This window comes from Ammoniphilus sp. CFH 90114 (assembly GCF_004123195.1).
Classification (GTDB): domain Bacteria; phylum Bacillota; class Bacilli; order Aneurinibacillales; family RAOX-1; genus YIM-78166.
In genome coordinates this window covers 58,675-78,504 of the sequence record NZ_SDLI01000005.1, presented here as the reverse complement: position 1 = coordinate 78,504, position 19,830 = coordinate 58,675, and the positions used below count along the sequence as shown (strand labels likewise).

Below are 19,830 nucleotides of genomic sequence, written 5' to 3'. Positions count from 1 at the left end.
TTCCTCCACTTTATCTGTAATTATGTTTATTCATGAATGAGATGACTAAGGAATTGAATTCCTTGGGCGCTTCGCTAGGCAGATAATGACCATAAGGCAAGACAGCCAACTCCGAATTTGGAATCATCGCCTGCATCTCTTCTCCCATGCTTAATTCATTGATCTTATCTTCCGATCCCCAGAGAATTAAGGTCGGTACCTTAATATGGGGTAATCTTCTCCTCGTGTTGTATCTTGCCCTGTGTATCGGGTTCTTCATATGGGTCATGATTTTGAGGTACGCTTCGGCTGCCCCAGGGATCTGAGCCCGTTGATGCCATCGCTTGGCTGCTTCTTCCGCGTTTTCGATCCTTGTTGTCTCTTTGACATGCTTTAAAACTTCCTCATAGGATGGGGGCGTAAACGATGACATCATGGGAATGACGCGAGTCGATATTCCGCCGGCGCCAACCAAGGTCAACGTCCGCACGCGATCAGGACTTTCATAGCCAAGGACCGACGCTACCCATCCCCCCATGGAGTGACCTACGATATGAGCCGATGAAATCCCTAAACCATCCTGAAACTCTCGAACAAAGTCCGCCAGGTAGGAGAAGGAGTACTCGACATCCAATCGATCACCCTCACCCCATCCCACAAAATCAGGAGCATAAACCTGATAGTGCTGACTAAGTTCTTTGATATTCTCTAACCAGTAATCGCCACCCGTGAAGAATCCCACTCCGTGGAGAAGAATAAGAGGCTCTCCCTGGCCTGCTTCTAAGTAATAGGTTGTGCCGTGACTTAGCTTAATCTGACGCCGATAAATCTCCACAGTAGACCTCCTTATTTCCAAACCGCAAACGTCATTCCTACTCCAGTACCTGCTGGAGAACGGTAGCCATTCACATATTCCAAGTAGTCGATTTTCAAGTGCTCCATGGCGCCCGCAGCCACAATCCAGTTCAGAATTTCCCCAGAAGCGCCCTCCAGCTTTTCTCTTGGGATCGACTTCAACACCTCAGCATCGCCCCTCTTCAAGCCGTCAATGACAACTTCATCCAATTTTTCGTCCAGCTTGAAGTGGCTTAAGCCCCCTGAACCAATGATCGCTACCCGTTTGTCTTCTCCCCAGGATTCGACAGCCCTTCGAAGCGCTTGCCCAAACTCATAGCAGCGCTTTGGCGTTGGCTTATTCGGATTGTAGAAGCAGTTTACAAAAACAGGAACCATGGGAATGGATTTATTGGATAGAAGCCTGCGCTTTACGAACGTATAGGCGTGCCCAATCGAACGACCCTCGATCTGGGTTTTGCTTTGCGCAACGTCAAACCCCTCAATCATCATTTGTTCAATAATATGCGTTCCTAAACCGCTGTCCGTTGGATAAGATTCGGTTTCTTCTGTTGTATGCCAAGCCCAGATGACAGGTCTCAGAGATGGATGAAGATCTTCTAGTTTCACAGGAAAATCTTTGAGTTCGGTACCGCAAAATACGCCAAATGTCGGCTTGGCTTCATCGAGGAATAACTCCTCCTGATCATCTCCCACCACGAGCAAAATATCGGGCTTGGCTTCCAAAATTTCTCTATTTAAATATTCAACAGCCGCATTGCATTGTTCGTACTTTTGCTGCCAGAGCACGGGATCCAATTGATCTTTTAAGCTTTCACCCAGTTCCTGTGAACGCACCTCAAAATTTGTATCAGGATTTAGACGATCTCGGTCTGCATGGAGGCTCCAAACCTCTGCAGGACTACTTACTTGGGGACTATGGGACGAACCAATACCTAGAACGATTTTAGCCATCTTACACTTCCTCCTTATTTGTAAAAAGATAGGTTATTATAAATCAAATATAAATATTCAGTTATTTAATCCTAAAAAAACTTATTTTAAATCTCGCAGTCCTTTTAAAATTCGCCCAAGATGCTTTTGCATAGCAAGTTCGGCCGCATCCGGGTCCCGTCGAATAACCGCTTCCACAATTTCCTTATGATCTTCGAAGGACTGGTCAGTTCGCCCCCTCTGAACCATACCTCTGAACTGAAATCTAACATTTTGTGAGTTAAGGGTATCTAATACCTTTTCTGCGACTGAATTTCCTGCTATATCTATCAACGTACGATGGAGCTCGGTGTTGCAATCGGAATACTCAAGCATTTTGTTGGAGTCAAAGCATTGCTTCATCCTTTCTATGATATCCTGAAGAACCATGAAATCTTCATCAGTTGCCCTCTCTGCTGCTCGGCGAGCAGCCAGACTTTCTAAAGCCGCGCGAACTTCAAGGATCTCAATGGCTTCCTCTTCTGTTACGAGACGAACTCGTGCTCCACGATAACGCTCGCGCTCCACTAACCCCTCTTGTTCTAGCCTCGCCAATGCCGTTCGTATTGTTGCTCGACCTGCTCCGTAGGATTTTGATAAATCTAATTCAACAAGGTGTTGGTTCGGCATAAGAACTCCACGACAGATATCCTCTTTTAATCGGCGGTAGCATTCTTCTTCATTTATCAAAAGCGTTTGATTTAGCATAAACCTTCACCTCCCATCTATTTCTTAGTCTACATATAGCAAACAATATTGTCAACAATATTAACGACAATATTTCTTCTAACTAAACAACTTGGGAATAGACAATGTGATGCTTGGGATATAGGTGATAATTAACAGCACAACATAGGCTACAACTATAAAAGGCAGCAATGATTTTGACAACGCCTCTATTCTCACCTTGCCAATGGAAGAAGCGATGAACAGCGCGGTTCCGACTGGCGGCGTGATCAAGCCGATGGTCAGATTAATGCAGATAATAATCCCTAAGTGTATGGGATCGATACCGAAGTTTAAGGAGACCGGCAATAAAATAGGAACCAAAATGATCATCGCGGCTATCCCATCCATAAACATTCCTACTATTAATAAGAGAATATTGAGTACCAGTAGAAATACAATGGGACTTTCTGAGATTGATATGAGAAGATCACCTATAGCATTCGGCACACGTTCAAAGGCCAAAATCCAGCTTAATAGGCTTGCCATCGCTACAATAAACATGACGATTGCAGAATTCATGGCAGTATCAATAAAGATCTTAGGCAAATCTTTCAGTTTTAATTCTCGATAAAAGAACAGTCCCACAATAAAAGCTACAAAAGAAGCCACCGCAGCCGACTCAGTTGCTGTAAATACCCCCGAAAGAATACCGACAAGAATGATTAACGGAATAAGTAAAGCAGGAAGAACTTCTAAAAACGCTTTAAAAACCTCTTTCATAGGTGCTCGTTCTGATTTCGGAAAGTTTTCTCTAATTGCTATAAAGTAAATCAGAACCATGAAACTGATCGTTAACAATAGACCAGGGATGATTCCAGCCAAGAACATACTGGTTATCGAAGTTTCAGAGATAACACCATAAATAATGAATACGAGACTTGGCGGAATAATGGGTCCAAGCAAGGACGAAGATACGGTTAGAGCAGAACTGAATTCCCTGCTATATCCCTGTTTCTCCATTTCGGGTACCATCACTCTGCTCATCATGGCTGTCTGGGCGTTAGCCGACCCTAAGATAGAGGCTAAAAACATGTTTGTCGCAACATTGACATAGCTGAGACCGCCTCTGAAATGACCTAAAATCACGTTGGTGAAACCTACGAGCCGTTTAGAAATCCCGCCTGAATTCATGAGCTCTCCCACAAAGACAAATAAGGGAATGGCCATCAGTCCAAAATTTTGCACCCCTTGAAATATCCGCATCGGTGCTGATTCAAATAGTCCAATATTACTAGAAATGATATAGACGACGGAACTGATCCCGAGAACATACGCAATAGGTGCGCCTAAGACGATTAATCCAAAAAATGAAGCAACCACCGCTACCATCTATAACATCTCCGCTTCTTGATTTTTAGTTATTCTATTTAAATCTTGTTCTTCGGTGTTGTGTCTTCGGGTCGTTATCAGTTTCAGAATGTTATCGACATTAAATATCATAGTAATCAACATAGATAATGGAACAATGGAGTACGTAATCCAAGCCTGTATTTGCAGTGCCGGCAATTTTATTTGCAGCACACTTGGAGAGGTGATCCAGAGATAACTGTAAAAGAAAAAGCTGGCAGAAAAAGCAAAGATGAGAAGCTGTATCAAAATTTGAACATATCTCTTAAACTTTCCAAATTTGTCAAAGAAAAAGGTTACAGCGACCATAGAATGATTCTTCACACTCAGACTTGCTCCCAAAAACGTAATCCACGCCAACAGCACCAGAGCAATTTCCTGCGTTCCTACAATTGGGCTTTTTAACACATATCTGAATAATACAGCAATGTTCAGGTCGAGGATTAGAGCCCCGACACTGAACTGTATAAATAGAATGATAACGCGTTCAAAACAATGACTGATTTTTGAAATCGCGGCCTCAAAGAAATGCACAACGCTAACCCCTTTCGTTGGCTAAGGTGGTAAGGCTATTTCCCAGATATTTCTTTCGCTTTCTCAACAAAAACTTTGATCTTTTCATCGCTTTGAGCATATTTATCCAAGAATTGATTCAGCGTCGCATCAAATTCTGCGTTTCTTTCCAATTTACCGATCGTTACGCCTTGATCCTGCATTGTCTTAACACTCTGCTCTGCGATTTCATTGTACGTGTCAATATTGTTTTTTCTCGCCGCTTCAAAAGATTCCTGGATGATTTGTTGGTCTTCAGCAGATAGCTGACTCCAAACCTGTTCACTAACTAAGCCGGCTGAAGTAAATGCGTAATGTTGCGTCTCTGTGTAATACTTCCCGACTTCGTGGAACTTACTGTTTACAACACTTGTAGGTCCGGAATCCAATGCGTTCACTACCCCAGTTTGGAAAGCGCTGAACACTTCTGAAAAATCAACGGGAGTAGGATTGGCTCCAAACGATTTCCAGAAATCAACGATGGCAGGGCTTGGCGTAACACGTACATTGACACCATTCAACTGGTTGATATCCGTAATGACAGCGTCCTTGGATAAGATATCTCGCATTTCAATGACTAAATATCCCATGGACCTTACCCCTGCATCCCCTAGGGTATCGAACAATGCCTTAGCTTCGTCTGTATTCCCCATTTCGTAGGCTTGTGAAGCATTCTCGAACAAGAAAGGCATAAACCAAGCATTAAAGCTAGGAGAGTGATTAGCCAATTCTCCTGAAATGATAATCCCCATGTCTAAAGAGCCGGACTTCAGCTGTCGCATGACCTCCCCATCCGTACCTAACGAAGACTCCGGATAAGTTTCAATCTTGATTCGGCCATTCGAACGTTTCTCGACTTCCTCTTTAAAAACGACCATGGCTTTCCCGTGAACATGTGAGTCTCCGCCACTATGTGCAACTTTGAATGTTCGTGTTTCTGTTTCCCCTGGTGTTGTAGCGCTCGAATTCGAAGTGGATGATTGTCCACAACCGGATAGTACTAGAGCCAGACTTGTGAATAGGAGCAAGAATTGCGACTTCAACTTTTTCATTTTTTCAATCCTCCCATTTATCATTTTTTTACAAAAACATGCTAAGGTTCATGACCGTCAATACGGATTGATCAGGATAAATGGTTCTAGAATGGATCTTCCACTCTCCATTCACCCTTCTGAGCACATCGTGACGTTCACCAAAAATCTGTTCTGCTTCATGGTCTACCCCTCTGCTCCGTTTCGTCAGGAAATAGCTTACAACTTTGTACTCATCAGGATGCTCACAATCCTCCACATCAATATTGGATACAAAATGGCGTGTGTGCAACGGCGGGTCCTCGGCCCAAGCCGAACTGGTCCGCAATCTTTTCACCCGTGTAGTCAAGGATATCTTGCTCTCTTCAAAGTACGTCATGGCATTATCCTTGCCCGTGCGATCCTTTGATTCTCTTGTTACCCGTACAGGCATACGATAAACGATATCATCAGCAAACAACGCCAGCCACTCCTCAAATTTTCTATCATCTAGCAATCGCGCTTCACGAGTAAGAAACCTTGTAATCTCGTAATATATTTCACTGTTCATCCTTTCTCCCCCAACTCTCCCTGAAAAATAAAAGGCTTACAATTTACTGTTCATCCTCATATTCTTTGGTCAACAATTCGAGCCAATACTCATGCATCCCTCTTAGTGCATAATCCACAAAACAAGTAGGATAGGCTATGCCAGGTCCCGGCCAGGATTCATCCGGTTCGATCTTATCCATCCCCATCATATAATTGAGGACATTATTGTATTTCATCTCCCGATTGCGAGCCATTTTTCCTTTACTAGCTTTCGCCACACGAGTCCAAATTTCAGTATCATCGGCCTCTAATGTACCGGATGGCCCAAAGGAAGCCACATACCCTTTATAGGATTGCATTTTATACTCTTCAGGTGCCGCCTTATCAATCAGGAACCAAGCCCATATTTCAATCTTATCTGGTCCAATCGGACGCCATATGCGCAACGTTAGATAGTTATGCAAATGCCCTTCATTCCCATGAACCGGACAATGGAATGATAAATTAGGAAAGCATGTACCTACGATTACAACCGTCTGCTTATAAACCTCCAGCTGTTCTTTGCTTAAATTCCGTTCAAACATGGGCCACATTTCTTCCGGCAATCCTTGATAGGAAGGTACGCTAAAACCTGGACCCGTTGTACTGACATTGACGCAATGCCCATGATTCAGTTTCACCTGATGACCATAGCTGGCATAAAATGGGTCCTTCGGGCTGATGCCAAGTTCTACTGTGGATTTGTGCGTGGTGGCTACATGATAAGGATCTCCACCAAAATTCTCGGTTGACATCTTCCAGTTCGTATTGACCACCCAGCGCTGCGGCGCTCCTATTACTTCCATCCCTCCATCACTGCGGGCTAGAAACAGGTCAATATACCACTTTAGATCTCCAAGGTAGTCTTCCAACGGCATAGCATTGGGATCTAAATTTCCGAATATCATTCCCCTGTATGTATCTACTCGTGGGATTTTATGTAGGTTCCAGTCTTGCTTATTCAATCTCTCTCCAAAGACCTTGTCCCCTGCAACAACTCCTATCAGCTCCCCATCTGTATTGAAGCTCCACCCGTGAAAAGGACAAGTAAATGTTTTTCGATTTCCTACATCTGCTGTACACAAATGAGTTCCTCGGTGAGAACAGGAGTTAAGGAAAACATTAATTTCTCCTTTTTTGTTTTTTACGAGCAGAACAGGATCGTCCATCAGCCATCTAGTTACGTAATCACCAGCTTCCTTAAGCTCAGATTCATGTCCTAAGTACTGCCAGGTGCGGCCAAAGATCTTATCTACTTCTAAATCATAAATATCCGGATCCGTGACCATCCATTGTGGAAACAAGCCCTGCTCCAACTTTTGTTTAATCTCCGCAAGCAATTCCTTATCAATACCATTTCTTACATTGTGCCTTCCCGCCATGTTTTCCTCCCCCTCATTCTTATCTCAAAAACTATTCTGATTCCTCGCGCAACACCGCTGTAATCTCTAACTGCACCAGTGCTCCAGCTCGGAGTTCCTTCACAGTGGCGTGTCGTGCAGGACGGCTGTGTGGATCTGGAAACATCTTCACCCATTCTTCATTGACCAAATCTCGCAGTTGTTCATCCTGAAGGTACAACGCTACTCTTCCAATATCCTCTGTTGTCCCGCCAGCAGCCTCCATAAATCTGTGAACATTTTGGAAGACTAGTTTCACTTGAGTTGCAGGATCCTCTGGAATTTTTCCGGTTTCTGAATCCACCCCCGCTATAGCAGAGGAAAATAAAAATCGGTCTACCTTGGCTCCAAGAGGTACAGGAAGCTTTCCATGATGATTCAATCCGTCTACTTCAATGCTTTTCCGTCGATTCACGTAATGACCCCTCCATTATTACTAGATTAATTAAACACTTATATCTATAAAGAATTTTCAGTTATTTAAATCCCTGTTTCCGCTTTCATGGACTTAGATGTGATGTTTCCCTCCCATATATTAACTACTTATATTGTATAAATCTCCAACGTTATTGTCAACAATATTTTTATCAAAATATACAACAATGTTGACTGATTATAATTGGTTCCTTTAACAGTAAAAACTGCATCTCGGAGATGCAGTTTTTACGATATCTCCCTCAGCAAGGACTCCATGACAGAAAGAGCTGCTTCAGCGCAAGCGACGTCCTCATCTGCTGTTCCACCAGATACACCGATTCCCCCAACGTGTTTATTTTCGATCTTGATAGGCAATCCTCCGCCAAAGATGGTAAGGCGATTCGTATGGACAATGCCATGGAGCAAGGCTGGATTCTTCTCAATTAAGGGATACCAGTCTGCTGTTGCTCTTTCGGAGGAAGCGGCCGTATAAGCTTTATTCTGGGCAATCTCCGTCCCTAATAGTTTAGCTCCATCCATTCGGGAGAAAGCCTTCAAATTCCCTCCATCATCACAAACCGCTACCGTGACTCTGATGTTCATTTGTTCCGCTTTTTCACATGCCGCTTCAATCATCTTCATTGCTAATTTTTGCGACAATGCTAACCTCTCATAATACCCCTCCATGTTGATGTCCCTCCTTTATAGAACATTAAGATACACTTCTGTGTATCCAGGAGAGATAGAAAGAACACGTATTCTATCTCTTAGCATAAACAGAAATCAACTTATATTGTTTTGGGATAATGGCACTTGTTTTCGATTCTGCATTCCCCTTTGCCGGGAGATCCGATAATAAAAGAGCACGGAAGTAGCAACAATGATAGACGAGATCAGATACATATGCTGATATCCCATGGAAGCAGCAATATGGCCAAGAATAAAGGATCCAACGCCTATTCCAGTATCAAAAAAGATAAGATAGGTTCCTGTTGCCCTTCCTGTATGGGCTCCGGAGGATCTCCTAATGGCGCTGACTTGCAAACAAGAGAATAAGGTTCCAAATCCTAAGCCAATCAAACCAGCAGCTATAAGAAATAGAAAAGAATGGCGAGCGAAGCTCAAAGTGATCAGGCCGATAACAAATAGAATAATACTAGGATAGATAACTACTCGTTCGTTATAACGGTCAAACAACCTCCCGGTGAAGGGGCGAGACAGCACAATAACGAGGGCGTAAATCGGAAAGAAATAGGTTGCGGCTTGAACAATCCCTAGCTCCTCTGCGTAAACAGGAATGAACGTGAGGACCCCCCCGTAGCCGAAGGAAATAAGCAAGGCAATGAAAGAAATCGGAACTGCATTCGGTTCAATAAAATTCTTCCAATGGAAATACTCTTCTTTCTTATGTTCTTTGCAACCAAATAAAGGGATCTGAACAAAACTTCCGAATAGCAGCGCCATACAAGCACAGAAGGAAAGAAGCCCAAACAGGACCGAAAAACCATAGTTTACGACAATAGTCAGACCCATAAACGGCCCAATAATCATAGCCAGGTTCATGAACATAGCGTAATAGCCGATTCCCTCCCCTTTTCGTTGTTCGGGTGTAAGATCAGCCACGATTGTCGCCATCGCAGTCGTCACCGCCCCAAAAGTAAACCCATGGAGTAAACGCAAGGCAATAAGCAATAAGATACTCTGGATGCCGATATAGCTTATGGTGGCTAATAAATACAAGAACAAGGCTGTCCACAATACCTTTTTTCTTCCAAATTGATCCAGCCAATTTCCCGCAAAAGGCCGCACAAAGATAGCGGCTGTCACTAAAGCTGCCATAACCAATCCAATCTGTTGGTTATCGCCGTTGAGTTCACCGACAATAAACATGGGCAACGTAGCAACCAACGCATAATACGTAATGAAAATAAACAAGCAGCAAAAACAAATACTTAAGAAATCTCGTGTCCATAAAGGCTGTTTCGTTGCATCATTCATTCCCTGTTCACGATCCTTTGTTCTAGGTAGTTTGGTTGTTATTTTGAAGACGATCATGTTCACAATTTCGTCAACAATATTGACGATCTAGTATTTAGTATAAATTTGCACAATTAGGTTGTCAACTCATTATTTTCTAATTATTTCAGAAAATAAAACAAATGAAAAAACCGATCTTAACAGGAAGATCGGTTACTTCACTTTATTCAGGAATATGAGGTAGATCTAAATACTTAGGAACATTTATCACATGGGTTTCTACATAGGCTAAGAGACCTTCATCACCATATTCACGACCGATTCCCGACTGCTTCACTCCCCCGAATGGGAATTGGACATCTAGTCCCATAATGGCGGCTGTATTAATCATGGTTGTCCCTGCCTCAATGCGTCTCGCCACCTGAATGGCATGTTTTTCCTCTCCCCAAACTGAGCTGGTCAGGCCGTAAATACTATCATTTACTAAAGCGATGACTTGATCTTCGTCATCATAAGGCAAGATAGGTACCGTAGGGCCGAATTGCTCTTCCACCACAATCCGATCGTGATCATTTGCATTTAGGACAACCGTTGGCTGTAAGAAGTAGCCCCTTTCATAAACCTCCGGCTCTAGTATCTGGCCTAGAGGAATCACCTCAGCTCCACGATTATTCGCATCATTAACTAACCCTTGGACAAACTGCAGCTGAGCCAGATTATTCACGGGACCCATGGTCACATTCGGATTAAAAGGACTGCCAATGCGAATCCACTTATTAGCTGCCTCAATGTACTTCTCAACGAATTGAGGATAGATGGAACGGTGCACGTAAACACGCTTGGCAATCATACAGATTTGACCGTTGTTGAGAAAGTTGGATATGACAATCCGGCGCATCGCTTGCTCGTCGTTCACATCAAAATCCGGGAGGAAGATAGCGGCATCGTTTCCTCCAAGCTCAAGCGTCATATTCTTAATCGTATCAGCTGCAGACTTCATAATATGCCTTGCCGTTTCAGTACCTCCCGTGAAGGCAATCTTGGCTACTTTTGGATTGGAGGTCAATTCTTTACCGACATCGGTTTCACCATGAACCATATTGATCACGCCAGGTGGAAACTCGGAAGCCATTATTTCAATGGCCTTGCTGACCGCAAGCGGTGCAAAGGGACTTGGTTTAAGTACAACCGTATTGCCTGTCAATAAGGCAGGTGCGATTTTTATAGTAGAAAGAGAGATCGGATAATTCCATGGGAAAATAGCCGAAACCACACCCATCGGATCACGTGTAATGATTGTCTTGCCATGATCATGCTCCTGCACCTTCTCCTTGAGCACTTCCCTTACCGTGTTGCAAGCATATTCCATCCACAAAGTCGCGACGAAAAACTCGCCATGAGCGTCATAGAGCGGTTTGCCATGCTCTCGACAAAGCAGCTCCGAGAGCTCCGGTACAGCTTCCTTCAGCTTTTGGATCGCCTTTTGCATTCGTTCAATACGTTCCTCGATTGAGGTACTTCTCCAGGACTTAAAGGCATTAGCAGCCGCATCAATAGCAGCCTTCGCATCGTCCACCGTATTGAGCGGCGCGTAGCCCACGATCTCCTCTGGATTGGTCGGATTCTCACGAGCATATTGTTTTTCGGTTACTCTCTTTTCCCCATTAATAATAGCGTGAACAGCAAGTACAGTATTTTCCACAGCATATTCCCCTCTCTACACGGTCTTATTTTGGCAGGATGAAAGCGAATTCAACTTTAACGTCTTCTATTGTGGCATTCACCTATGTACGGAAACAGAGTCGTGTTGGAGTTTGCTAAGCTCGAATGCCCCTGAAAATGGGGGACTTCCCTCAGGTTTGAGAATCAGGAGCTCAACAAAACCCAACCCCGGTAAAATAACACCTCCTAATTGCATGCAATATTGTCGACGATCTTGTTTTAATTATAGTCGCCTTGTCTTACAAGTGTCAATATAGAATGTTTTAAATTGTTAAATTATTATTTGAAAACAAAAAACCAGTACCCATAGATGCTGGTCTGATTACAGTAATAGGCGGTAGTTTTGCTTAATGACTTCACGCATAGTCCTTAGGTGTTCCCTCAACATTACATGCTATATCTATTATTATGATAGCTTAGTTTGATTTTAATTTTCAACCTATGTTGGTATATTCCGAATTGCAACATAAGTAATGTTTAGAAATAGGTGGAAACTACGTGATTTAAAATTACGGAAAATACCGGCTTAGTTGACTAATAGGTCTGTTTTCCCTAACTTTCTCTTCGCATCTGGATAATATTGACTCCCTTTCCCTATCATGATTTAATAGTTTTAATATGTTAACCAAAATTATAATTAAGGTTAACAAAAGATAGGAGGAAGAAACACCATGAAAAGATGGACCCCTCTGGATATCGCTCAGATTGGGCTGCTGGCGGCGCTCATTACGGTTGCCGGTTTTTTCAAAATTCCTAGCGGCATTCCGGGTTCGGACTTTCAGCTGTCTGCCCCTTTAGCCGTTGCCATTGCTGGTGTGTTTGGCTTTAGACGCTATATTACTGCTGGGATTCTTTCTAGCCTGGTCCTGTTCTTCCTCGGGATCCACAATTTATTAAATGTTGAAATCGCCATGGTGTTTCGCTTTGTAGCTGGAGGGCTTGTCGCCCTATTGGGAACCTCCTTGCCCGTGTTGCTGTTGGCTGGTCCCATTGGTTCAGTGACGGCTCGCTGGGTCCTCTCGCTGACGCTAGGTGTTGAAGCCTGGCCATTGCTCCTGGCCGCTATTCCGGGCATGGTGTTTACCGCTATTGCTGTCTGGCCCCTATACAAGCTGCTGCAACGAGTAAAACATACAAGTGGAGGTAGTCTTAGTTATGTTAGAAAATCCTCTTTATAGTATCCGCATGAGAGCAGCGGAAGGCGGACCCCACGAACAGGGTGGACGACACATTTCCGGTGGAGAACGACTAGCCCGTGAATCCGAGGTGCAATTGCTCGTAGCGGAACTCCTGACAAAATCCATGGGTCACAGCCGGGGAAATGCAGATTTTATCCAGGTGGTCGTGGAGAAGATGCCGTACGCGGAAGTCTACGTGCCTCCCCTGCCTGTAGCAACGGAGGGAGGTCATCAAGTCGACGTCTGCCGGGCCAAGGCCCTCAATTTATTGGTAGAGTCGGGTGTTTCAAGAGCGGCAGCAGAACTAGGCCTAAACGAGCTTCAGCAGTCAGAAGATCTGAGAGGAGCTATCATTATGGACGCCGTTACCGGAACCCGATTAGATAAGCGGGAACAGAAAGGTGTTCGGGTATCCCGAATGGATTGGGATGCTTCATCCCATGAAGAATGGGTAAAGATTCATGTACCGTTGGGTTCCCTACGTGTACGAGAAGCCTTGGCACTGGCAACGAAGGTAGCTTACTCCCCTTACACACTCGCTGAGCTCTGCTGGTCAGATGACCCCGACTATGTGACAGGCTATGTTGCAAGCGATAAATTAGGGTATCGGCGGATCCCCCACTTAAAGAAGCTCGGGGAGTCGACAGGAGGAAGGGTATTCTTTGTTCAGCCGGGCCTTGATGTCGATGAGTATATTCATTATTTGGAAAAAACACCGATCTGGATCGGATGGGAGGGCGGACGACCATGAAACACGAAACCTTGCTTGAAAAGAGCCGAAAACATCTTTGGCTCCCTTTTACCCAAATGAAAGATTATGATGCCAATCCCTTGATTATTGAAAGCGGCGAAGGCGTGAAGCTCAAGGATACCGAAGGAAAAGAGTATTACGATGCTTTTTCCTCGGTATGGCTTAATGTCCATGGCCATAGAAAAAAAGAGCTCGATGAAGCAATTCGTCAGCAGCTAGATCGCATTGCTCACTCCACCCTGCTCGGCATGACGAATATTCCCGCTACAGAACTCGCCGAGCGGCTGGTCAAGATCGCACCGCCCGGCCTCACACGTGTTTTCTACTCGGACAGCGGAGCGGCTTCCGTGGAAATCGCACTGAAAATGGCATTTCAATATTGGCAAAATCGAGGGATTAAGAAAAAAAGCAAATTCGTGACGATGAAAAACGGGTACCATGGCGATACCATCGGGGCAATAAGCGTCGGTTCTATCGATATTTTCCATCAGGTTTACCAGCCTCTGCTATTTGATAGTTACAAGGTTTCTTACCCTTATGTATACCGACATCCGAGCGGGGATGCCACGATCTGCAGAGATGCTTGCCTCGCCGAACTAGAACAGCTCTTGATGGAGCACCATGAGGACATCGCGGCCATCATTCTAGAACCTATGATGCAAGGGGCCGGCGGGATGGTGCTCATGCCGGAAGGATACCTGGCAGGCGCTGCCCGACTATGTCGGAAGTATGATGTCCTGTTGATCGCCGATGAGGTGGCTACAGGATTTGGGCGGACTGGCGAGATGTTTGCTTGTGATCATGAGCAGGTTACCCCTGACATCATGACCGCAGGGAAAGGCTTGACTGGAGGTTACTTGCCGGTTGCCGTAACGATGACCACCGAGCGGATCTATGAAGCCTTCTACGCCGATTATACAGAGCTTAAGACCTTCTTTCACGGTCATTCTTATACCGGCAATCAATTAGGTTGTGCCGTAGCGTTAGCTAATTTGGAGCTGTTTGAGCAAATGAATCTGATTGAGCAGGTTCAGGAAAAAGCAGCCTATGTCAAAAAGCTCCTCTCTTCTTTCCAAGAACTCAAGCATGTTGGAGATATCCGCCAGATTGGGTTAATGTGCGGGTTGGAACTCGTAGCGGATAAAGAAACGAAGCAACCGTTTGAATGGGCGAACCGAACCGGTTATCAAGTGAGCCTGAAGCTTCGCGAACTGGGCATGCTGACTCGTCCAATGGGCGACACGATCGTGTTTATGCCTCCTCTCTCCAGCCGTGATAGCGAACTGACGGAGATGGTCGATATCCTCCGACAAGGCATTCTGTCTGTCACGGAAGGAGCCTAGCATCATGTTGGATCATTTAATTCAAGAGCTGGACGTTCGAGAACAAAAGGGCCTTACTCGGCGATTGCGACGAATGGATGAGATCAAAGAAAAAGGCGCAATCCTCTTTTCTAGCAACAATTATTTAGGATTAGCTGAAGATGCTGAGATGAAAGCTTGTGCCGCTGAAGCGATCCTTCGATTCGGAACCGGAAGTACGGGCTCGAGACTGACGACAGGAAATTCGACCCTACACGAAGAGCTCGAACAGCAATTGGCCTCTTTTAAAGGGAAAGAAGCCGCCATTCTCTTTAGCTCCGGCTACTTAGCCAATATTGGAACGATCTCCGCGCTAATGGGTAAAGACGATGTCATCTTCAGCGATTCTCTCAATCATGCCAGTATCATTGACGGATGTCGTCTAAGCCGAGCGGAAACGATCATCTATAAGCATGTGGATATGGAAGATTTAGAGAAAAAGCTTAAGGAGAACCCTGCCGCTCGGCACAAGCTGATCGTCACCGACGGAGTCTTTAGCATGGATGGGAATATCGCTCCCCTCCCCCGCATCGTCGAGATCGCAGAGGCTTATGGGGCCTGGGTGATGGTAGACGATGCCCATGCCACAGGTGTCTTAGGGAGCAATGGAGCCGGAACCGCAGAACACTTTGGCTTAACCAATCGCGTCCATCTCTGTATGGGCACGATGAGTAAATCCATTGGGGCAGAAGGCGGCTATGTCGCGGCGGATCACGTGTTCATCGAATATCTGCGCAACAACGCCCGTTCCTTCATCTTTCAGACCGCGCTCTCTCCAGGCGTTATCGCGGCTGCTTCTGCAGGCATCCGATTGATCCAGCAACAGCCCTGGAGACGTGAGAAGCTCATCGAACAGGCGAGCCTCTTTCGCCAAGGACTTAAGAAATTAGGATTTGAACTAGTGGAAGGCACAACCCCGATCATAGCCGTAGTGATTGGCGACGCCCAACAAGCCGTGGACTTCTCCAAGAGATTAGAAGAAGCAGGCCTATTCGCTCCTGCCATTCGTCCGCCGACTGTTCCCATCGGCACAAGCAGGATTCGCGTCACCCTAACGGCCTCTCATCAGGCCCAAGATCTAGATTTTGCCCTTCACTGTTTTGAGAATATTGGAAAAGAAATGAGGTTCATCCCATGAGTCAAGGTATTTTTATTACCGGAACAGATACGGATATCGGAAAAACCTTTGTTGGAGCAGGACTTGCCGCTGTCTTCAAGGAGAGAGGCATCGATGTCGGCGTCTTCAAACCCATGATGTCGGGCGTTTCCCAAGCTAACCCCAAAAGCGATTGCTGGTTGCTAAAGGAGATGTCAGGTGACCCTAGTCCTCTAGAAGATATTAATCCGTTCCAATTTGACGAGCCCCTTGCCCCTTATGTCGCCCAACAAAGACACGGCAGGAGCATTTCACTTGATGAAACCTTAGCCAGTTGGAAAAACATTCAGGACCGACACCCATTCTACGTTATCGAAGGGGCTGGCGGACTCGCTGTACCGATGGGCCCAGGCTACCTCGTTTCCGATATCGCCCGATCCATCGGTTTTCCCCTCATTATAGTAGCCCGGCCATCTTTAGGTACCGTTAACCACACTCTTTTAAGCATTGCTTATGCCCGGCAGAACGGTCTAAACGTAATTGGTGTCATCCTTAATGGGCTGCGAGAAACTGGAGTAGCCGAGGAGACCAATCCCAAGCTGATTGAAGAGTTCTCTGAAGGGGTACCTGTATTAGGTGTTCTTCCTTACCTGGAGACATGGGATCGACAGAAGATGATTCAAATCTTTGAAAAGCATCTAGCGATCGACAAGCTTCTAAAGCAACTTAACTTCGTCAAGTGTTAAGACCTATAATGTAAATAACAAGAAGCCTACCAGTGAATAAACGGATAGGCTTTTTATCGTTAAAGCAAAAACTCCACTAGATTATAAACAACAAATCCTACTCCTGCCAGGAGCAGTAGTTTTTGTGATGGTCATAGATAGTTCCATAATCGTTTCAGTGTTACCACCCTCTCTAGGATTGCTGTAATACCCCTACACGTAATACTATACGAGTTTTTTGTGATTATGACAATATCGGTTAGGACCGAATCCCATCGTTTAAGAAGATGCTCTAGTTGTATTTTTTTTAAATAAAGAAACAATGACAATGATACCCAATAAGGCAATTGCGATGTGAGGTGTTGCAAATATCCAGTGTGCTACAAAATTACTTGGTGGGGTTCCATCGGATATACCGCTGCCGTGGAAGGCAAACCATAGGAAGATTGGAGGTACTTGAATGAACACCAGAAAACATACGAATGCTCCCTGTAAAAAATTAGTAACCTTGGTTTCAATCCTCCCTAAGAAAACAACTATTCCTCCAATAACAACGGCCAATAATCTCCAACTAACCACTTCTGATTCTGTCGGACCAAATAAACGTAAGACATAAAGAAATCCCGTTAGAATTGCCAATACGCCTACCAATATGTTAAGTATATTTGTGTTTCTCACTCTTTCTTTCCCCCCTTTGTTATGAGAGTATTACAGCCGCCAAGAATCGTTAAACCATTGCCCTCCGTTAATAGCAGACCTCTCTTATATTCGACGAATAAACTTATTAACTGACCTAATAAAAAAATATAAACCAACAAATAAAATTACACTTGTTATAAAATATGGAGTGATATATTGAATCACATTTCTTCCTTCATCGGGTCCACCGCTACTCCATAAAACTTCGTGCCACCAAAACAGTCCACAAGCACCCAATAACGCAAAAAGAATGCCTAAAAACCCTTTAATCATTTTCTACCTCCTCACTTTCTATTTAAATTGACTTCAATTAGACGAATAGTTCAATTATTATGTTGCAAAAGGAACATGATGTTAATATGCCGCTCAACAACTTATGGACCGATCGCAGAAGGACCCTGGGCGGATTCATGTAGGGGCATACTCATCTAAGGGGAATACTCATCTGAGGGCTTGTCCATCATCCCCAAGGAGAAGTGTGGAGCTTTTTGCCGGTGGCGGACATAGAATCCGTTATCGATGTAAAAATGAAGGGTTTTTAACTCCTTGCGTACATACAGTCCTTTATTATAAGGAATTAGGCCTTCATCCGTTCGATCTTCGTCTAGTAAGGAATCGTATGTCCCATTGTCACTTAGGATGGCTGGTTTTAGTGTGAGTAAGGGATCGTATGTCCGCATACTCATGAGAAAAGTGTACGTTATCGTAAAGTACTTCGCGATCTATTCAACTGAGGGACAATCCGTTAGTCCATCCAGCTTTTTTGCCATGAAATAAAGCTCAAGCCTGGGTCACTTACCCCAGGCTTCTCACCAAAACTGATATCATCAATTTATCCTTTACCCGCTAATGGCTTCATTTTTGATTTCCTTTGTTGTAGTTAACTTTCGGTTCCAACCCGTGATGAGGTGCTCTCAATTAGGTTCAACCCCCTACCTGAGGGGGTATCGCAGAAGCAAACCCTACAGTGGAAAAGGCTGGGATTCTGACTGGACCCAGCTTATTGAGGCTTGCCCTGTCAGAATGAGGCTGGGATTCTGACTGGATCCACCTTGTTAAGGCTTGTGCTGTCCGAATGAGGCTCGGATTCTGACTGGATTAAGCTTGGTGTGACTTGCCTTGTCCGAATAAGGCTCGTTTTCTGACTGGATCCACCTTGTTGGGACTTGCGCTGTCCGAATAAGGCTTGGATTCTGACTGGATTAAGCTTGGTGTGACTTGCCTTGTCCGAATGAGGCTCGTTTTCTGACTGGATTAAGCTTGGTGTGACTTGCCTTGTCCGAATAAGGCTCGTTTTCTGACTGGATTAAGCTTGTTGGGACTTGCCTTGTCCGAATGAGGCTCATTTTCTGACTGGATCGAGCTTGTTCAGGCTTGCCTTGTCAGAATGAGGCTTGGATTCTGACTGGATTAAGCTTGTTGGGACTTGCGCTGTCCGAATGAGGCTCGTTTTCTGACTGGATTGACGTTGTTGGGGCTTACCTAGTCCGAATGAGGCTCGGATTCTGACAGCATTGAGCTTAGGCTTGCGCTGTCCGAATGAGGCTACTTCGTATTCGCGACTCGAAGCTAAAAGCATAAATATTTTAAAATTTTTTCCACCTGACAACAAGATTCTAGACGAATGTCCATACCAACACTTGGATTGTTGAATAGAGTTGTAACATATACTTAGTGGAAACTGTACACTCAAGGATATCTATGTTCCCCATGCAACAAACGTGGATTTTCCGCGGATAACCGGCTGAAGGAGTGAAGAAATGGGAATAAATTTTGCAGGGAAATTGGTAAACTTTAATTCCAATAAAATGGAATCGGTAGGAGGAGATGATTTATTTGGCGGCACTACGGTAACCGTAAGAATTCCATTAGTTTGCACAACACTAGATAACGTTATGATGAACGATGACGTTTGGTTGACAGCCTATATCGAGTGGCTCGCTTTGCGAAGAAGTAGCCAAGGTAATGTTTCAGAAACACAAAAAGAATATCGATTTGAAATTTGGCGTAATTTTGGGGAAAGCAATGAACACCTTGTATGCAGCACCTCAGATGCTAATGGTAGAATTAATGATGTACCTAGCAGAACGACCACTACAATTACTTGCGTAGACAAAAATGTTCCGGTTGGTACCCATACGTACTGTTATATAGTTGTAATACCGCCATCAGAAGGAGTGGGTCCAGCTGGTGATGGAATTAGAGCGTTTAATAGAGAAATAACAGCTGCAGAAATCGTCAGATAATTTATTCTCCACGACTCTTTTATTGCAAAGATTCCGGCCCATTTTGCCATTTTCTATCAACATAACATACGTCTACTAACCCCAAGATTACTTATCAAGGCAAACTTAGCGAAGTTCCTTCGCCCTACAAGGGTATATCACATCCTCTACAAATAAGAGAGACACCATCGTGTGGTGTCTTTCTTCGTTTGTTTTCATCATATTAAATTCCCTTAACCTCACT

General features: G+C 44.5%; 22 protein-coding genes. 7 read left to right on the top strand and 15 right to left on the bottom strand.

Features of this window, described 5'->3' with window-relative positions:
• Positions 1-10: 10 nt before the first annotated feature.
• The 12 genes from EIZ39_RS12680 to EIZ39_RS12625 all read right to left on the bottom strand — a co-directional run bounded on the left by EIZ39_RS12680 (position 11) and on the right by EIZ39_RS12625 (position 11,531).
• Positions 11-814 (bottom strand): alpha/beta fold hydrolase, encoded by an 804-nt coding sequence (locus EIZ39_RS12680; protein WP_164985075.1) that lies wholly within the window; start codon positions 812-814, stop codon positions 11-13.
• An 11-nt stretch (positions 815-825) separates the two neighbouring features.
• Positions 826-1,788, bottom strand: a complete 963-nt coding sequence (locus EIZ39_RS12675; RefSeq protein ID WP_129200357.1) for a DODA-type extradiol aromatic ring-opening family dioxygenase — start codon at positions 1,786-1,788, stop codon at positions 826-828.
• Between the two features lie 81 nt (positions 1,789-1,869).
• Positions 1,870-2,514, bottom strand: coding sequence for a GntR family transcriptional regulator (locus EIZ39_RS12670; protein WP_129200356.1), 645 nt, complete (start codon positions 2,512-2,514; stop codon positions 1,870-1,872).
• A 78-nt stretch (positions 2,515-2,592) separates the two neighbouring features.
• Positions 2,593-3,864 carry a TRAP transporter large permease gene (locus EIZ39_RS12665; protein WP_129200355.1) on the bottom strand — a complete coding sequence of 424 codons (1,272 nt, stop codon included), beginning with the start codon at positions 3,862-3,864 and terminating at the stop codon, positions 2,593-2,595.
• The gene (locus EIZ39_RS12660; RefSeq protein WP_129200354.1) at positions 3,865-4,416 is read right to left on the bottom strand and encodes a TRAP transporter small permease; all 552 of its coding nucleotides are present in this window, start codon (positions 4,414-4,416) and stop codon (positions 3,865-3,867) included.
• Between the two features lie 35 nt (positions 4,417-4,451).
• On the bottom strand, positions 4,452-5,486 hold the full coding sequence (locus EIZ39_RS12655) for a TRAP transporter substrate-binding protein (protein ID WP_164985074.1): 1,035 nt from the start codon (positions 5,484-5,486) through the stop codon (positions 4,452-4,454).
• A 28-nt stretch (positions 5,487-5,514) separates the two neighbouring features.
• The gene (locus tag EIZ39_RS12650) at positions 5,515-6,015 is read right to left on the bottom strand and encodes an aromatic-ring-hydroxylating dioxygenase subunit beta (protein WP_129200352.1); all 501 of its coding nucleotides are present in this window, start codon (positions 6,013-6,015) and stop codon (positions 5,515-5,517) included.
• A gap of 43 nt (positions 6,016-6,058) precedes the next feature.
• Entirely contained in the window at positions 6,059-7,417 is a 1,359-nt protein-coding gene (locus EIZ39_RS12645) for an aromatic ring-hydroxylating oxygenase subunit alpha (RefSeq protein ID WP_129200351.1), read from the bottom strand.
• A 31-nt stretch (positions 7,418-7,448) separates the two neighbouring features.
• Positions 7,449-7,850 (bottom strand): RidA family protein, encoded by a 402-nt coding sequence (locus tag EIZ39_RS12640; RefSeq protein ID WP_129200350.1) that lies wholly within the window; start codon positions 7,848-7,850, stop codon positions 7,449-7,451.
• A 248-nt stretch (positions 7,851-8,098) separates the two neighbouring features.
• Complete coding sequence (locus tag EIZ39_RS12635) at positions 8,099-8,539, bottom strand: GlcG/HbpS family heme-binding protein (protein WP_129200349.1); 441 nt, start codon at positions 8,537-8,539, stop codon at positions 8,099-8,101.
• Between the two features lie 96 nt (positions 8,540-8,635).
• Positions 8,636-9,850, bottom strand: a complete 1,215-nt coding sequence (locus tag EIZ39_RS12630) for an MFS transporter (protein WP_164985073.1) — start codon at positions 9,848-9,850, stop codon at positions 8,636-8,638.
• 202 nt (positions 9,851-10,052) lie between these two features.
• Complete coding sequence (locus EIZ39_RS12625) at positions 10,053-11,531, bottom strand: aldehyde dehydrogenase family protein (RefSeq protein ID WP_129200347.1); 1,479 nt, start codon at positions 11,529-11,531, stop codon at positions 10,053-10,055.
• A gap of 691 nt (positions 11,532-12,222) precedes the next feature.
• Between EIZ39_RS12625 and EIZ39_RS12620 the strand changes: the two genes are divergently transcribed.
• Genes EIZ39_RS12620 through bioD form a run of 5 tightly spaced genes read left to right on the top strand, consistent with a single transcriptional unit; the run spans position 12,223 to position 16,683 of the window.
• Positions 12,223-12,729, top strand: a complete 507-nt coding sequence (locus EIZ39_RS12620) for a hypothetical protein (RefSeq protein WP_129200346.1) — start codon at positions 12,223-12,225, stop codon at positions 12,727-12,729.
• Positions 12,707-13,480, top strand: a complete 774-nt coding sequence (gene bioW, locus EIZ39_RS12615) for a 6-carboxyhexanoate--CoA ligase (protein ID WP_129200345.1) — start codon at positions 12,707-12,709, stop codon at positions 13,478-13,480. The genes EIZ39_RS12620 and bioW overlap by 23 nt, the downstream gene beginning before the upstream one ends.
• Positions 13,477-14,823, top strand: coding sequence for an adenosylmethionine--8-amino-7-oxononanoate transaminase (gene bioA, locus EIZ39_RS12610; RefSeq protein WP_129200344.1), 1,347 nt, complete (start codon positions 13,477-13,479; stop codon positions 14,821-14,823). The genes bioW and bioA overlap by 4 nt, the downstream gene beginning before the upstream one ends.
• 4 nt (positions 14,824-14,827) lie before the next feature.
• Positions 14,828-15,979 (top strand): 8-amino-7-oxononanoate synthase, encoded by a 1,152-nt coding sequence (gene bioF / locus EIZ39_RS12605; protein WP_129200343.1) that lies wholly within the window; start codon positions 14,828-14,830, stop codon positions 15,977-15,979.
• Positions 15,976-16,683 (top strand): dethiobiotin synthase, encoded by a 708-nt coding sequence (bioD, locus tag EIZ39_RS12600; protein ID WP_129200342.1) that lies wholly within the window; start codon positions 15,976-15,978, stop codon positions 16,681-16,683. The genes bioF and bioD overlap by 4 nt, the downstream gene beginning before the upstream one ends.
• Positions 16,684-16,941: 258 nt before the next feature.
• On the opposite strand, the gene EIZ39_RS12595 is transcribed toward bioD, so the two are convergent.
• Complete coding sequence (locus EIZ39_RS12595) at positions 16,942-17,340, bottom strand: hypothetical protein (protein ID WP_129200341.1); 399 nt, start codon at positions 17,338-17,340, stop codon at positions 16,942-16,944.
• An 84-nt stretch (positions 17,341-17,424) separates the two neighbouring features.
• A complete protein-coding gene (locus EIZ39_RS12590) occupies positions 17,425-17,634 on the bottom strand; it encodes a hypothetical protein (RefSeq protein ID WP_129200340.1) in 210 nt (69 codons plus the stop codon).
• A 381-nt stretch (positions 17,635-18,015) separates the two neighbouring features.
• Between EIZ39_RS12590 and EIZ39_RS27530 the strand changes: the two genes are divergently transcribed.
• Positions 18,016-18,138 (top strand): hypothetical protein, encoded by a 123-nt coding sequence (locus EIZ39_RS27530; protein WP_255433942.1) that lies wholly within the window; start codon positions 18,016-18,018, stop codon positions 18,136-18,138.
• A gap of 565 nt (positions 18,139-18,703) precedes the next feature.
• Here EIZ39_RS27530 and EIZ39_RS12580 read toward each other — a convergent pair.
• The gene (locus EIZ39_RS12580) at positions 18,704-19,054 is read right to left on the bottom strand and encodes a hypothetical protein (protein ID WP_164985072.1); all 351 of its coding nucleotides are present in this window, start codon (positions 19,052-19,054) and stop codon (positions 18,704-18,706) included.
• Between the two features lie 67 nt (positions 19,055-19,121).
• On the opposite strand from EIZ39_RS12580, the gene EIZ39_RS12575 reads away from it, so the two are divergent.
• Positions 19,122-19,607, top strand: coding sequence for a hypothetical protein (locus EIZ39_RS12575; RefSeq protein ID WP_129200337.1), 486 nt, complete (start codon positions 19,122-19,124; stop codon positions 19,605-19,607).
• Positions 19,608-19,830: the final 223 nt, after the last annotated feature.